Here is a 16033-nt window from a genome sequence, read left to right on the forward strand (position 1 = left end):
TGGGCGCATGAATGAATAAGAAGACTAGCTAGTGGCAAACAGATGGCCCAGCAAAGGCGATCTATCCACCGGGCGCGCCCTTCTTGCTGCTGGAACATTCACACGTGATTGGCCTGCTGCGTTGAAGGCCGGACAACAATCACTGTGCTCTTCGCCGTCTGCCCGGGGATGGCAGTTTTTGGCTGCGATGATGATACGGCCAAAGCCCTTCCGGACGACACAGCTTACGCATGGTGGCACGAAGCACTACGAAGCCAAGCCGCTAGCGCTCGTGGTATTGGCCGAGGCTTCGCACCCGTACGCCTGATCGTGCCGGCATAGCATCCGTCGCACAAGCAGCCGTATTAGCGGTCGGCCGACCAGGCGTCGCACCCGGGGCGAAAATCACCACCGTTTCGTTTCTGCGATATACCTCGCCCAGCAGATGGGTCGACGCCAGCACTATCAGGCCGATGATCTCGGCAGGCCATTAATTAGCCCGAGCAGCCTCGTGGTAAGTGGTTCGGCGTGGAATAAGGCACCCCTTTGGTCCGCGCGCTGAACTGGTAGCGCTCGCGTCCTCGGAACTGGTCGGGATTGCGGAGGCAGAGAAGCGCGGGTTGTTTGAGCATCGTCGCGGCCTCACTCGCGGTCGTTTTGGGTCTCGACGATGTCGCGGTGATGGGCGCCGGATTTTGGAATCGGCGAGCACGGTCGGCCATTCCCCGGTCGACGTCAGGCTCAGCCAGGCCGGCCTGCGCGATCGCCTTGGCCCGCCAACACGTAGCTGGCGGCCAGCACTCAATGCCGCGCCGCAAGCTTCGTGCCCTGGCTTTCGTGGTCAACTAAACCACGCTCTCCGCTTCACGCGGCCGTGAGCATGGGACTCCTGCAGTCGGATGCGGCCGCCATCATTGCGGCTACATCCAACAACAGTGCTGGTCACATGAAATCATCCTCGTACGCGTATCTGGGGGAACCTGGTGCGCTCTCGGTATCACTGCTCCTGTTCTCCTCAGCTTTGGAGAGATAGAGTCGAGGTTTGTCCGCACGCTGCCATTCACCGGCACTGTTCTTCGTCCACTTGTCGGGATGCTGCGCAGGATCGAGTACCATGCCTCCATCAGCTTGGAGGTCTGTCATTCAGGAAGTACGCTGGTGCTCCCGCAGAAGATGAGCTTCCGCCAGAAGTCGATTCGTCTAAGCGCATCTGTGCAAACGTGTCAGCGAAGCTTTCGGTTCCCGCATCGGTTTGCCAGCTGGCGTCATGCGTGTAGGCGCTATCGGACGATCCACCAATTCGACCATACATAACTGTTCGCTCTCCTATTTTTTGCATTCGGTTCAGGCCAGCAAGGCGCGGGAGATACCCATAAATTGCTTAGCTGACGACTAGCTGTTCTCCCCGACGCACAAACCAATCAGAATTGGCTCAAGTCGACGAAATTAGGTTGCAACTCGGCTTGACGAAGCTCGCGCATCGGTTCTGCTACGTCCGCCGGATCAAAAAACGGAAGGGCTGTTGCTGGCTCGAGGCGACGGGGCCTGCTACTGCAGCGTCGGCTCCCGGTCGACGGGCTTCACTAGGCTCGGCCAATCATTGCTTCATGCCCCTGCGTACCAAACCTAAACGTCGCCACGAACCCGCAAGATCGGGTGGGACTGCGCGGCCGACCTGCTGTAAACAGCCCGACTTGGGTAAAGGCAGTGTGACCAGCGAGACCAGAATAGCGAGCGCCGAGAGCAAAAGCCCATGCGCCCGCTGTCGAGATTTGGACCTGATCTACGCTCCAAACAGCGGCTTCTGGAAATGTCAAATATAAGCTCTGACCGAACGCCGCACTCGATCACGTGCCGCAAAGGGGCAGGCCTCTTGTTGAGAGGCACCCACCAGATGGCACCAATGTCAATCGGCGTCGCGGTTGGTCTCAATGGGCACCAAAAAGGGGAAGCTGCTAACGCCGAAACGGCGTCACCTTTTGAATGCCGACTGAGACCACTGCAAGCCGATCAACGCGGCGGTTCATGAAGCCGCAAAATGCTCGTATGGATTATCGATCATGGTCAAATGTTCCGGATTGCTCAGATCGAATTCAATAATGCGGGGCACGAGCAGACGAGCGTAGCGCGTGAAGGCGCTGGTTGGGGGAAAGCGGATCACGGTAGCGCATCGCGCAAGAAGATACATGTCGACGAGAGCGGAAGCTCCACCTTCAATTCCCATTTCCGCACTATGCAACGGCCCTGCCCGATCGGCCTGGAAACGTTTTGGTACGGCGAAGACATCGGGAAACATACCCGATACGTGATCGAGCACCTGTGCACTGTCCGTGCACAGGAAGACCTTTACAGGCTTTGGATATGGCAAAGCCTTGGCTTTACGGATTGCCATGCAGACCTGACGAAGGGCGAGCTCCGAATCGGCCCAGTATGGCCCATGCTCCATGATATCTTCGCCATTGCCGTGCCGAACATGAACGCCGATGATGCTATGGCCGCTAAAGTGTTCCTCACAGAACGCGTCGATGCGCGCTCGAATCTCAGGCCTGAGTTTGATGTTCCGAAAGATCAGTCGTTCGGCTTCCTCGCCACAACGCCACATCAGGCAAGCGTCACAGACAATGGTGTTGGCTTCGTTATCTTCTCTTGACTGGAACAGCTCGGTCAGTTCGTCACGTTCTCGGAAGATCTGCTCATCCGGGCGATTGATGCAATCGATCGATGGCCTATTCCACCACCGCGGGAAGAACGGTCCGGGAAACGAGAGCTGGTTGACCCGATCATCGCAAATCACCGGCACTCCAGCGAAGTCCTCAACCGGCTCGAAGAACACCGAAAAGGCGTTGCTGAACGGTTGGTCGACGTAACAGGAACCGCGCCAGTCGATGACGAGCGTCCGCCCGGTCCGCTGCGCGTACGACCAGGCTGACGCCAGCGACCAGAGGCAATCACCAAAGCCGGTACGCCTCCGAGAAATAACAAAGCGTTCCTTCGTCAAATTATCAAACCCTTCTCGTTGCGCAAGATCAGTTTTGTGTGGCTACTCTTCTGCGATTCCGATCCCCGCCAATGGACGGCTGGTCACCTGGACGCAAGGCGATCAACCCGCAAGCCTATCCTCCACGGCACCGCGATTGGCAGGTCATGCAAGAGGCGTCCACGGGCCCTCTTCCGCATTGCTCACCTTTTACGACCGCGCAGGATGCAGCCGAATACGGCGCTGATCCCAGAGCCCGCGCAGTTCGTTCAGGAGACCTTCGCGCCTGGTCCTATCAGAGGTGACTCTTGCGAGAAGATCGGCAAGAACAGCTTCCTTCTCAATTTGCATCAGCATGTCGAACAGGTCATGCGAGACGCGCACGCTGTCATGGCTGGAGTGCCCCATGCGGATCTCGCAGACTGTCTCCTGGCGTTCTCGGCCCGCATGAGCGCGAACCCGGTAAAGAGATGCATGGGGCGGCAGTGATACAGCGAGTTCAGTCCAGCTTTCGAGCGTTGTTGCCCGTTTCTTGACGAGGAATGACCCGACCACAAGACCATCCAGCTCGGTCGACAAAAACGCCGTAATCGCATCGGCAACGGAATCGACGATAGGTTCGGCATTGTTGTTGAATGACGTATTAAGCAGAATCGGGACGCCTGTCCGGCACTTGAACGCATTGATGAGATCCCAATAGGCGGCATTGTTCGTGCGGGAAACCGTTTGCAGCCGAGCGGTACCATCGATATGCGTGATCGCCCCCAGCAAAGCACGCTTGGATTCGCGTACGCGAACGACGAAATTCATGAAGGGATATTCTGCGCGACCATCCGGCAACTCAAAGAACGCGCCCGCATCCTCCTCCAGAACCGACGGCGCAAATGGTCGATAACTCTCGCGCTTCTTGACCATCGCGTTAATCCGCTCCTTGTTTGCGGCGGGCCTCGGGTCCGCAAGAATACTGCGATTGCCGAGCGCACGAGGGCCGAACTCGGATCGGCCCTGTACCCACCCGATCACGGCGCCATCAGCGATCCACTCGGCTGCTCTGGTTGCGACGTCAGCGGTCCGTTCCATCTCCAGGTGTCCGGCCCATCGCTTCAGTTCCTGTTCGATGCTGTCGTCGGTGCCGACATCTGGCCCCCAATAAACCGCCTGGAGTCGCTCGCGGGGCGCAGGCTGTCCGGCCTCATTCGACACCATCAGTGCCGCGCCCAATGCGCATCCGGCATCATGCGCAGCCGGCTGCACGAAGATGTCATCGAAGAGGCCTGAATACAGGAGTTTTCCGTTCAGAGTGCAGTTGTGGGCGACCCCGCCGGCCAGGCACAACCGTTTCATTCCCGTCGACTCACGGTAGTGCCGAAGAATGTGAAACACGATCCGTTCCAGCGCCTCCTGCAACGATGCGCTCACATCTTGATGCTGTTGCGTGAACGGCATTCCCTTTCGCCGGACTTCGATATTGCGCAGCAATGACGGACCGATCCGGTCGAGGTGAATGCGGTAGCCACCGTTTGCGGAGAGCTCATAGAATTGGGCAAAGAGCTCGCGATAGCGTGCGGGATCTCCGTAAGGAGCCAGTCCCATCACCTTATACTCGTCGAACAAGCCGTAACCGAGATATCGGATCGTCTCCAGATAGAACAGTCCGAGAGAGTTATTCTCTGGAAACGTCATAAGCTCGGTCATTTCGGTACCCGACCCGACCGCCAAGAGACCCGAGAGGAAGTCGCCGCAACCGTCGATCGCGAGAACCAGGCTTTCTTCAAAACCCGACATCGCCAGAGCGCTCACGGCATGGGCCTGATGGTGGCCTACGAATGACACCCGCGACGGATCAATTTCGGTTCCGAACTCCGCCGCCAGAAGGTGCCGTAATAGCAAATTGGCATTTAGCGGAATTGAGATCTCCGGTTGTGAGATGAACAGCCGTTCGAGCATCGCGTTGCAATAGGGTTCGGTGGCGTAGAACGCAATACGATCGACGTCGCGAAGCTCCACACCCGCAGCTGCAAGACAGTATTGAATCGCACCGCTCGGGAGCTTGTTTGAGTGTTTGATCCTATTGAGGCGCTCCTCTTCAACGGCAGCGATCACGCGCCCGTCCCTGACAAGTACTGCGGCGCCGTCGTGCAGAAACGTGTTCGGTAGTTCAAGCGGATTTTCATAGACCCTATCGAGCCCGCCACTCAGTCCTAGACACAGCATCTTGTTCTCCGTTCATCCTGAGAGGCCTGTTGGCCTATTTCGTATCGCTTGCCTTGCAAGTAGACCGTACATCGCGGCGGGCAGATCCGGCATTGCTAGCGTGACAAAGGCCCACATAAGCGTCGCACGCGAATCGCGTTACGCCCGATATCTGATCTCGTCCACGCAATGCTTCGCTTGAGGTCTTGTTCCTCTCACCGCATCAGCCGTTGCCGAAGCAGCGCGGCCGAGACGAGGAAGGGAAACGCCGCGTAGATGCAAAGTGCGCCCACATGCAAGCCGACGCTGTCGACCGGCCGTCCGAGCATTGCTGGACGAATGAGATCGACCGAATGAGTCAGCGGCAAGAAGGCGGCTATGCGTTGAAATGACCCTGGCAACTGGCTCATTGGGAAGATCGCCCCGCTCAAATACATCATGGGCGTGAGAATGAGTGACTGGTAGAAGATGAAATAATCGTGGCTCGGTGCAAGTGCTGAAACGACCATTGCGAGGCTCGCGAACGTAACGCCAGTGAGGGCGATGGCTGGTAACGCATAGGGGACGGATGACCACTCGGCATAACCCAGTGCGACGGCAACAATCGTAATCGCCGTCCCGGCGAGCAAGGCCTTGCTCGCTGCCCATGCCATTTCACCGAGAACAATGTCGCCGAGCGTAAGGGGCGTACAGAGCACTGCCTCCCATGTGCAATTTGTCTGCATGCGAGCGTAGGCCGCATAGATCGTTTCGAAGGTTGCGGAGACCATCGCGCTTGTGGCGACCATGCCAGCGGCGAGAAACGAGATGTATGAGGTCCCCTCGACGCCACCGATGATCATTCCAAGGCCAAAACCAAGGCCAAAGAGAGAGCTCATCGGCTCGGCCAGATTCCCAAGAATCGATGCCAAAGCGACTTTCCGCCAGACCAGAAAATTCCGGCGCCATACCGCGATCCAGTTCCATGGATTAGCAGGGAGCGCCGGCGCAAAACGTTGCCACATCGTTCAGTCCTTCATCTCTCGCCCGGTTAGCCGCAAGAAGACATCCTCCAGATTTGGAGGACGCTGCAGAAGGCGGAGATCCGCGCGGTTGGCAAGCCGGACGCGCACCTGCTCTGGATCCCTGACATAGCAGAACAACGTCTCTCCGCTGACCTCAGCGCGCTGCACTTGGGGTCTGACCAGCGGCAGCAGTTCATGCGGATTACCACCGTAAATCTCGATCACTTGGCAGCCGATCTGCTGCTCGATCAGCGCGTGAGGCCGGCCCTCGGCGATCTTGCGGCCGTGCTCAAGCACACATAGGCGGTCGCACAATCGCTCCGCCTCTTCCATGAAATGGGTGGTGAGAAGAATTGTTTTGCCGCGCGCTAATAGCGAGCGCAAGCGTTCCCAGATCAGGTGACGGCCGTGCGGATCGAGGCCGGTCGTCGGCTCGTCTAGCACCAAGAGATGCGGGTCATTAATGAGGGCACGAGCCAGCGTCAGGCGCCGCTTCATGCCACCGGACAGTTCGCCTACCCGGGCATCCGCCTTGTTCTCCAGGCGGGCGAATTCGAGCAGTGACGGCGTGACCGCTTTGACCTCGGTCGCGCTCATGGCGAAGTAGCGACCGAAAACGAGCAAATTCTCGCGCACCGTCAGCTGAAGATCAAGGTTGTCGAACTGTGGGACAACCCCAATGCCCCGGCGCGCCAAGCGCGCACGTGTCGGCACCGGCTCGCCAAGCACGCATATCTTACCTGCGTCGGGCGATGCAACACCCAGGATCAAACGCGCAAGCGTGCTTTTACCCGCGCCGTTTGGTCCCAGCAGACCGAAACACTCTCCCGGCGAGACCGTAAACGAAACAGCGTCCACGACGACCCTGTCGTTGTAGGACTTGCTCACCTCGAAAAGGTCGACTGCCGCGGTTGACATTCGCTTAGGCCATCGCGACGGACGTTGTTCGCGCCGCTTCCTGGGTCGCGCGCTTTTTTGTCCAAAGCAGGCCGTCACACCATACGTGATCAACGCGTCCCCACTGGCACGCGGCGGCGGCATCCGGGAAGAAGCCGCGTCCATGCAGATTGGCGCTGGTATTGCAAAGCAGCGGAATGGCTGTGAGCTTCTCGTACGCGATGAGAAGCTCGGCCACTTTATGCGGAGAGGTTCTGGAAACCGTCTGTAGGCGGGCAGATCCATCGAGATGCACGACGGCGGGAATTTTGTCCCGCCATTCCGGTCGCGTCTGGTGATCGAACAGCATGTACGGATCGGGTACGCCAGGGCTAAAAATCTCCGCGGCACGATCCTCCAGGCATATCGGCGCTACCGGCCTGAAATGCTCGCGAAGTTTGATGTCGTTGAGATGATCTTTCATTCCTTCCCAGGTCGCGGCTGCGAGAATGCTTCTGCCACCCAGAGCTCGTGGTCCGATCTCGGCCGGTCCAGCAAGGAAGACGACCGGCTTGCCGCCCGCGAGAATTGCCGCAAGTTCGCCCATCGTGCAGGGCGCGCTCTCCCATTCGGTCGGGACTTCGCTGGGACGAACGGCCGGCCCACTGTAGACCGACCATTCCAGAGCTTTAAAGCCTTGCTGTGCCGCCAGTGCAGAGCAAGCAGCACCGATGGCTGAGCCGCTGTCGTTTGGAAAGGGGGGCACCCACACGGCATCGAACAGGCCGGTCGCACGAAATGCACTATTCCACTTAATATTCAAGCCACAGCCGCCGGCGATGCAGAGGTTACGCGCCCCCGCAAGATCCGAGTGCCGCTGCACAACATCAGAAATTGTGCGAACCAGCAGACGCTCTAGAAAGACGTGAAATGACGCAAGGACGTCTTCGGCTTGCTTGGCCTTCAATCGCAGTGCGCACGCATCGAAGAAGTCGTGCAGAGCTTCAAGTGGCAATCGTGAGCTGTTGGTTTCTGCAAGCTCACGGCAAGCGCCGTCAGCATGCGTGGCAAAGTGCGCCTCATAGAGTTCCTGAAACGTCTCGATAATATCCCCGTCGGGCGATCCCAGCGCGATATAGGCCATCAGCTTGCCGGCTATACCGAGATCCCAACTGGTCCGGTCCACCCGCCTGTAAGGTCCAAAGTGATGTCCTGCCGTCGCATAGGCGTGACCTATCATCGGAAACAGGCATTCGATGAAACGGATGCCGTGGGGCTCGACATAGTAGAGGCGTGGAAACATGCAGCCGTCCCACACCAAGCAGAAAGCAGATTGTGCGGATTTGGCAAACGAGCTGGCGCAGTATGCGGATGCTACGTGCCCGGTGACATGGGGATAGCTTTGATAAGGATATAGCTTCCCATCTAGCATGAGGCCGATGCGATCGCGGGACGTCAGGGGGCTGTCGCCGTGCCGTTCGACATACGGCGCGCCCTTGAGCTTGACGGTCGTCGGCCCACTAAGGACTTCAAACTGCGATTCGAACTCTCCATCCCAGCCATCAATGACGAACTGATCAACATCGCTCGGATCCAGCCCGTGCTCCGCCAAGGCGCCAACAACCGCATCCAGGTTGTCAATGGTTTGATAACGCGGATTGTTGTTCAGCTTCTCCTGTTCGACACAAAACACCAGCCGGCCGTCCTCGATCAGAGCGACTGCCCCGTCATGCGTCAACTTGATACCGCAGATACGCATAGTGGCTCCTTTCAAGCTCGGCCGTTAAGACGGACCGAAGATTGCTCCGGATTGTGAAAGCGGACCAACAAGCAGTCTTCGTCAGCTGACTGCCCCTGGCACTGCGCGCGTTCGACCTCAATGAGCGCTTCAGTCAACATCGCGATGACCGTCTCGGCGCCAGCGACATGCCCCCATCGCTTGCAGGTGGCATCACGTGCAGATCCGAAGATCAGATGCCCACCTGGAGCAAGCATCTTCACCATATTGTCGACCGCGATACGCATCTGTGTCATGTCTTCGAGATAGTAAAGAACTTCAGCGACCACGATCAGATCGAACAACTCTGCGGTCGAGAACTGCAGAATATCGCTCGCCGCCCAGCTGATATGCGACCACCTCTTGGTCCGCTGGACCGCTCGACCGATCGCTCGCGGCATAACATCGATGACCGTGAGTCGTTTGCAGTGAGGAGCAAGCTTCTCTGTGAATGCACCGGCCGCGCACCCGACCTCGAGGCCGTTTGAGACGGCGCCGTCCGACAGCGATAGCCGCAGCAATTGGGTGTGACGCTTACGTTCGAACGGATTGTCGTCAAGCCGCCACGGGTCGTCGTTAGCCAGCTCCCGTTCTAACGATTGATATGTGTTGTCAACACCCACGAGTTTATCCCTCTACAAAATTGCTTATTCAGTCTCGGCCGCAACGTCATCCGACGCGATCAGTCGCTGGGAGGCGCGCAAACGACCTGCCCTGCGAATTGAACCAGGCGTTCCCGATCCTGGGTTAAGGCTTGGTCCAGTTGTCGCCTTTTCGGTCGAGCCCTTCGATCCATCAACGTCCGATTTCGCTACTTTGCGCGAGAGCCAGTCGCTGTTGCTCAAGGTACAGAGTGCGTAGGCCTTCATTGGGAGCAGGAGGAAGATGTTGATCGGGGTGTGCAGCGCGAATCCGAGAAATCGAAGCTCGCCGGCGCGAAGCGCCGCCACGCTGCATCGAACCATGGTCATCGCGACGATGGTCAGACCGGTCCACCAGGGCACGCTGTCGGTGAGCGCAAGCTGAGCTAGCGCAGCAATCGACGAGATGGCGAGCAGCAGCGGCCCGAGGTTCTGTCCGAGCACATCGAGCGTGAGGTACCGATCGAGGCCGGGCAGCAGGTGCAAACCGAGTAGCGTGTCGCGGTAAGTGCTCCGCGCCCAGCGGAGCTGCTGCCGCAGATACGGCAAGAGCTTATCCGGGACCACCGTGGCGGCGATGGCGTCCGGAACGTACTCGGTTCGAAATCCTGCCTTGAGCATGAGGATCGTCAGATGGCGGTCCTCACCGAAGTCGCTTGGCTTTCCTCGGAAAAACTGCGTCTCGTACTGGTCGAGCAACAACATGAGCGCGGAACGGCGGTACATGGCACACGGCCCACAGCAGCACATGACCGCACCAAAGCGCGTCTGAGCCGCACGCTCCTCGTTGCAAGCCAACCAGTACTCCATGTCGATCAATCCGGTCAGCCAGCTGTCGTTGCGGTTGCTGGCCGTCAATTGACCCATGGCCGCGCCGACGGCTGGATCCTGCATCTTGCGGACGAGCTTGCTGACAACATCGCTGGCGATTTCCGTGTCGGAATCGACGTTGAGTACGAGATCGCCGAATGAGCGGCGTATCGCGGCAATCTGCGCCTTGCGCTTTCCGACATTGCTTGGCAGCAGAATGACGCTGACCCTCGGGTCATGTGCGTAGCTTGCGTGTACGGGTGCCACTGCACCGACATTTGCGGAACCGTCATCGACCACATAGACCTGCAATCGCCCTGGGTAGTCCTGGCCTGCAATAGACTTCAGGCAGGCCGCCAGCGTACGCGGGTCCTCGTTGAAGCAGGGCACGATGACATCCACGCTGGGCAGAGCACCGGTGTTGACCGGGTCGCACGGCGGCAGTGTGGCGTCGGTTCGCAGCGCATAAAGCGCCTGGGCGCTCTTATGGACGCTGGAGAGCAACGCGTAAGAGGCAACAGCAACGGTGCTGATGGTGGCAAGCAAGGTCATGGGCATTGATCGATTCGGTTAGGTTGAGGAAGCGACCGGATTGCAAATCCACGGTCGTGCAGTGCTGGAATGAGCTGGGCGAGCGCCATTACGGTCTGGTCGCGCCGACCAGCATCAGGGCGGCGTCCCAGCTCGTCGGGAGGGCATCCGTCGTGCAGGAGCACGATTGCCCCCGGTTGCAGCGAGGTCAGCACTGCGGCAACAATCGCCTCGACGCCGGGACGAGCCCAGTCTTGCGGATCGACTGACCAGTGCAGGGCTGCTAGATCAGCCTTCGCCGACGCGGCGAGGGCCTCCTTCGTCCATATCCCGTACGGCGCGCGCATGTGCCGCACAGAGGCTCGGGGGCAGGCCATTCCGATGACCTTGTTCGTGGTAAGGATCTCGTATTGCGCTTCATCCGGCGTGCATTTGGACAATTCCGGGTGCGTCATTGTGTGGTTTGCGATTTCGTGCCCTTCAGCAATGATGCGCTGGATCAGCTCGGGCTGGCCCGCTGCATATGCACCGATCACGCAGAAGGTGGCGGGGGCCCGATGCTGCGCCAGCACGTCCAGGATAGGCGGCGTGCAATGCGGGTTTGGACCATCATCAAAGGTCAGATAGACGCAGTGCTCTCCGCCGGCCTCGGCGTAGTCGCTCCGCGCTTCAGTCATGTCGTTTGTTGACGTCACAGCTCTGGCCCGTTCCGTTCAATCATCTCACCGGCCGGCCATTCGCTCATTGGCCTGGCAATCGGCAGAACGAGGCCGACCACGTCCTCCACGCGCGTCGGAGGCACAGTGAGATAGATATCCGGACGAGCAGACCGAACGCGGAGCCCTGGTAGAACAGTCGCCAAGCCCTGTCGCCCGAGCAGTCTGGTAATATGTTTCTGCAGGGCAGATCGGACCGTGCCAAAGCCGAATGGCACGCCAAGATCTCGCAATACGGGGTACATCACGCGGATGGAGTGGCTGATTCCGAGCCCCTCGAGATCCGGGCGCACCCCGTACAATCCGAGCTCAGCCACGAGCAGATCGACCTCACCAACTTTTATGAAGCGGCGCAGCGCGCCGATGTGAATCGCGACGCCACGATCATCGTAGCCAATTGCCCGAATCTCAGGCCTTGCGCCGGCCCAGCTTCGATGACCTTCAAAGGGCTTTGCATTGAATTCCCCGGTCGGACCATAGGTCTTGCGGAAGAAGTCGGACAATTCGATATGGTCAGCAATTTGAAGCTCATTCTCCCAGCACAGCCTCCAACGAACTGGAGGGCGCGCCGAAACACCTCGTGTGGACCCAGGCGCGATCATGTTCATAGAGAGTAGTTCCTATTCATTATTTGGCTCCTGACGCAGGCCAGCAGTTCGCTACGTTCGAAAGGCTTGCTCAGGAACTGGAGTCCAGCTTGCAGGACTCGGCTCCCGTGGTCTCCGGAGTGGTCTGTGAGCAGAACGGTGGGAATCGCGCCTCCGGATGCAACCAGATGATGGAAAAGCTCAAGGCCACTCATCACGCTCGACTGCATGTCCGCGATCAAGCACGACGTGATCAAACGGCGACCCGATTTCAAGAACCCGTCTGCGCTCTCAAAGGGTTCTGGCACGTAGCCCGCGGAAAACACCACATCCGTGAGAGCTTCACGCACTGACCGATCTGCATTCACAATTGCGACCACATCGAGCGTGTGCGCAACTCGCATCAGATTCGCCAAGGACGCCTTCGTTTGCATGTTCCGCACGATTTCACCCCAGCAAGGACGCAATCCAATCGACTGCGGCCACAACACATTCGGCACCCGCAACCGGGAGGGTCCGACTGGACGGAAATCTACGGCCAAGTTGAGCGTTCGCTCAATTCTACGGCGGTACACGGCGGATATAGAATGGGTTGGCAAAGCCAAACGATGGTTTGCTCGTCGTATACGCCCACGCGAGTTTGCGGATCCGGCCCGTCCGAACTCGGCGAGATATGGCTTGCGCAACATGCGCGAACCTGCGACCGCACGGTCCAGACGTCTTGATCGATCCCTTGCGCTGGGCTGAGACGCGCAACGATTTGTAACCATTCTGATTGATCTGACTTCTCGCTAAACCATCGTTTGCTATCCTCATTCGGTACAAATGGTAAAATCGATTGTATCGATAGAACACATTCACACCGTGGATCACTCAGGATCATGCGTTTCAAAGGCCTCGATCTGAATCTCCTCGTCGCGTTCGACGCCCTGGTGACGCAAGGCAACCTCACCGCGGCGGCAAGAAGCATCAACCTCAGTCAACCTGCCATGAGTGCCGCCGTCGCGCGGCTTCGCACTTCCTTTCGAGATGAGCTATTCACGATGAGGGGCCGAAAACTGGTTCCAACGCCGCGGGCTGAAGCGCTCGCAGCCCCGATTCGCGAGGCTCTCGCTCACATTCAGCTCTCCATCATTTCTCCGGACGACTTCAATCCGTCTCAATCGACTCGGCGATTCAAGATCATCCTGTCCGACTTCATGACTGTCGTTTTTTTTCGAAGAATCGTGGACCGCGTCGTGCGGGAGGCTCCTAGAATCCGCTTCGAATTGCGGCCACCTTCAGAGGAACCCGATGAGCTACTCCGGCGCGGTGAAGTTGATTTTCTGATGTATCCGGAGATGTTCATGTCGAGTGCGCATCCAAAGGCGGCACTGTTCGAGGACACTTTCGTTTGCGTGGGCTGCCCCATGAACAAGCAGCTGACATCGCGACTTACGTTCGAGAACTACATGTCAATCGGGCACGTGGAAGCTCAATTTGGACGTTTCTTGAGGCCCTCCTTCCGCGAATGGCTCTTGCTCGAGCATGGTTTCAAAATACGCACCGAGGTCGCTGTGCAAGGCTTTGGTATGATTCCGCCTATGTTATTGGGCACCAACCGTATCGCGAGCATGCCCTCAAGACTCGTCAGCCATTTCGCAAATACGATGCCCCTGCGGGTTGTCGAACCTCCGTTGCGACTTCTGACATTCACCGAGGCCGTGCAATGGCCCGCGATTCATAATACTGATCCCGCAAGCATTTGGATGCGCAACATATTCTTCCAAGAGGCATCCACGATGGTCTCTCCGCCCGAGACCAGCCAATTTCACAGCCCGTTGTAGGATTGTTCGGGCCGGTTGCGACCTTCTCTCGGTTAACCAGATCTTCTCGAAGCTTCGGTCCTCTGACTGACGTTGGGCAAGGGTCGAAATTGGCGCGCTTGAGCGCGGTTTGATCGGGGCGTTGGCGCTATTGATCTCGCGCTGCCAGGACGATCTTGCGCCTCATACAGCTCGCTCGCTCGCTCGGCGGCGCTCCGCAATGATTTTCCGCCGATCCGGGCCGGCTGCATCGCGCCGGTCCATGTGAGTCGAGCACAGAGCTGGCGAAATGATCCGGCGAGTCAGGTGAACAATATCCGGCCTCCGCACTAAAATTCCCTTGAATCGCACGCCGCGTCAGGTTGTAGACCAGCACTGCGATCAAGGCCCAAGGTGGACGCTGGTAGCGCACCCGCACCGCTCATCGCCTGACGGTGCGCATTCTCCTTCGTCAACAGACCCGGCGATCGAAGTAATGCCGAAGCACACCAGTAGCTAGACGTCTATGTGGCGGGCGACCGACAGGGGCGATGCTAGCTTGTTTGCGTCGGAACAGCTTGTTCTGCCGAACGCCAACGCCCTCCACGGTCGCGCCCGCGAAGCCCAACGCGAGCTGACCTAAACTCGGGAGAGCCAACCGGCAAGTGAGAGGCATTGCGTAAGGCTGGAATGGAGGTTGGGACACGTCATCTCAACGGCGCTTATCTTACCCTTATTGTGCTCGATCCGGGATGATCTGGCGCAACCGCAAAGTCGCTGGCCGCAGGCTCAAGCTGGATACAGGCCATGAGCTCGGGGCATGGTCCCGCTGCGCGCGTGTTTCGGTGATGAGTGTTTATGATGAGAGGACGGCAACTGTGCCAATGTCTGCGCACGGAAGGGAGGGGCTCGCCGCTTCCATTCGCCAAGCCTGCTCCAGCTATAGTTTTTGATCATTTCGGCCGACCTGTTCACCCAAGCCAAATCTGATGATGTATGCGGGGTGCTTCTTTCGGATCTCGCGACAGTAGTGTCCTTTCGAAAGTGTCGTGGCGTGACGCGCGCGGTGCCACCGCCGTCGGTCTCGAGTTGCTACCCCTCACCGCTGAGCCCGATGGGCTCCTTCGGCGCGGTAACATCATTTGTCTATCTTCCCCGAAGCATCTATGCTCAAAGCACGCACCCAAAGCGATACCGCTCGAGGATGATATTGAGTGAGTGAGCTGCCGGACGAGCAAGCCAATACCGCGACAGGAGAAACTTCGAGCCTATGTTCGATAGGATACTTGCGGTGAATCCCCAGAAACTGCCCCTCTGATTCGAGGGGTCTTTGGCTTGAGTATGGTCTTAAGATGCGCATTAAGATCCTCCTCCAACCTATAGCATCATCCTCCTCCATGCGCGAGCAACGCCTTCGCGCCCACAATGCCATCTCAACCGGACTACCATAGGCGCCGAGCCGGCGGCGCGCCACGACGTGGCGGTAGAACTGATTTGCGATGATTTACCAATCAGCGCCAGGCTCAACGAGGGACATCACAGGAAGGATTGCGACCGAAAGAGGCCCATCTGATCAGGACTGTGTCTGGGTCCGCCGCTTCGTGAAGCAGCATCTAAAGATCAAGCGGAGCTGCATGCACATGGCGGTCGCTTCTCGCGCCGATCAGACAGCAGATTGCCACCGCTGCGGCAGCATCCAGGAGAAATTACATAGTTTCAGCTAGCGACGCCTTGGACAAAAGGAAGCGTACGCCGTGTTGCACAACGGCATCACGCGGCTCCTCCTGACACATTCTTTCGCGCACGTCGCCGCTCCGTCTCGTTTTTGCCCCACCACGGCCAAACGGCTTCGTCACGTGCGGCGCGAGTGCGACAATGAAAGGAGCCTACTCTTGGGTGAGTCGAGTGGAGTCTACGATCCGGAGGATCTCGCGATGTTGGGACACCTTTTTGATCAAGCAATCACGTGTTTACCGACATGCATGCGAACCAGCGAGAACCGCGCGGCGATCGCGAGACTTGTTCTGCAACGCGCAGCGAGAGATGAATTGGGGTCGCTGGCGAACTTGATGCTTGCACTTGTCTCGGCCGCTTGATCAACAGCGTGCTCTTAGTCCTTTTGCGGTACGCAGCAAGAGACCATCATCTAGATCATTGA

General features: G+C 58.3%; 12 protein-coding genes. 1 reads left to right on the forward strand and 11 read right to left on the reverse strand.

Going from position 1 to position 16033, the window contains the following annotated elements:
- Positions 1 to 921 precede the first annotated feature (921 nt).
- From ABIB91_RS41745 to ABIB91_RS21840, 11 genes are all read right to left on the reverse strand, one after another.
- Positions 922 to 1122 carry a hypothetical protein gene (locus ABIB91_RS41745; RefSeq protein ID WP_502917007.1) on the reverse strand — a complete coding sequence of 67 codons (201 nt, stop codon included), beginning with the start codon at positions 1120 to 1122 and terminating at the stop codon, positions 922 to 924.
- A gap of 880 nt (positions 1123 to 2002) precedes the next feature.
- Entirely contained in the window at positions 2003 to 2977 is a 975-nt protein-coding gene (locus tag ABIB91_RS21795) for a nodulation protein NodZ (RefSeq protein ID WP_354165343.1), read from the reverse strand.
- Between the two features lie 189 nt (positions 2978 to 3166).
- Entirely contained in the window at positions 3167 to 5170 is a 2004-nt protein-coding gene (locus tag ABIB91_RS21800; RefSeq protein WP_354165339.1) for a carbamoyltransferase family protein, read from the reverse strand.
- Positions 5171 to 5364: 194 nt separating this feature from the next.
- Entirely contained in the window at positions 5365 to 6153 is a 789-nt protein-coding gene (locus ABIB91_RS21805; protein WP_354165332.1) for an ABC transporter permease, read from the reverse strand.
- Positions 6154 to 6156: 3 nt separating this feature from the next.
- Positions 6157 to 7071, reverse strand: a complete 915-nt coding sequence (gene nodI, locus ABIB91_RS21810; RefSeq protein WP_354165325.1) for a nodulation factor ABC transporter ATP-binding protein NodI — start codon at positions 7069 to 7071, stop codon at positions 6157 to 6159.
- 4 nt (positions 7072 to 7075) lie between these two features.
- Positions 7076 to 8788, reverse strand: a complete 1713-nt coding sequence (nodU, locus tag ABIB91_RS21815; protein WP_354165318.1) for a nodulation protein NodU — start codon at positions 8786 to 8788, stop codon at positions 7076 to 7078.
- An 11-nt stretch (positions 8789 to 8799) separates the two neighbouring features.
- The gene (nodS, locus tag ABIB91_RS21820) at positions 8800 to 9429 is read right to left on the reverse strand and encodes a nodulation methyltransferase NodS (protein WP_354165312.1); all 630 of its coding nucleotides are present in this window, start codon (positions 9427 to 9429) and stop codon (positions 8800 to 8802) included.
- Between the two features lie 24 nt (positions 9430 to 9453).
- The gene (nodC, locus tag ABIB91_RS21825; protein ID WP_354165309.1) at positions 9454 to 10809 is read right to left on the reverse strand and encodes a chitooligosaccharide synthase NodC; all 1356 of its coding nucleotides are present in this window, start codon (positions 10807 to 10809) and stop codon (positions 9454 to 9456) included.
- Entirely contained in the window at positions 10806 to 11465 is a 660-nt protein-coding gene (nodB, locus tag ABIB91_RS21830) for a chitooligosaccharide deacetylase NodB (protein ID WP_502917008.1), read from the reverse strand. Before nodB ends, nodC begins: the two co-directional genes overlap by 4 nt.
- 14 nt (positions 11466 to 11479) lie before the next feature.
- Entirely contained in the window at positions 11480 to 12112 is a 633-nt protein-coding gene (locus tag ABIB91_RS21835) for a NodA family N-acyltransferase (protein ID WP_085399767.1), read from the reverse strand.
- Positions 12109 to 12861 (reverse strand): response regulator transcription factor, encoded by a 753-nt coding sequence (locus ABIB91_RS21840; RefSeq protein ID WP_354253284.1) that lies wholly within the window; start codon positions 12859 to 12861, stop codon positions 12109 to 12111. The genes ABIB91_RS21835 and ABIB91_RS21840 overlap by 4 nt, the downstream gene beginning before the upstream one ends.
- A 111-nt stretch (positions 12862 to 12972) precedes the next feature.
- On the opposite strand from ABIB91_RS21840, the gene ABIB91_RS21845 reads away from it, so the two are divergent.
- Positions 12973 to 13917: a LysR family transcriptional regulator gene (locus ABIB91_RS21845; protein ID WP_354165293.1), complete on the forward strand. Its 945-nt coding sequence runs from the start codon at positions 12973 to 12975 to the stop codon at positions 13915 to 13917.
- Positions 13918 to 16033 lie beyond the last annotated feature (2116 nt).

Source organism: Bradyrhizobium sp. JR4.3, from assembly GCF_040547695.1.
Lineage (GTDB): Bacteria > Pseudomonadota > Alphaproteobacteria > Rhizobiales > Xanthobacteraceae > Bradyrhizobium > Bradyrhizobium canariense.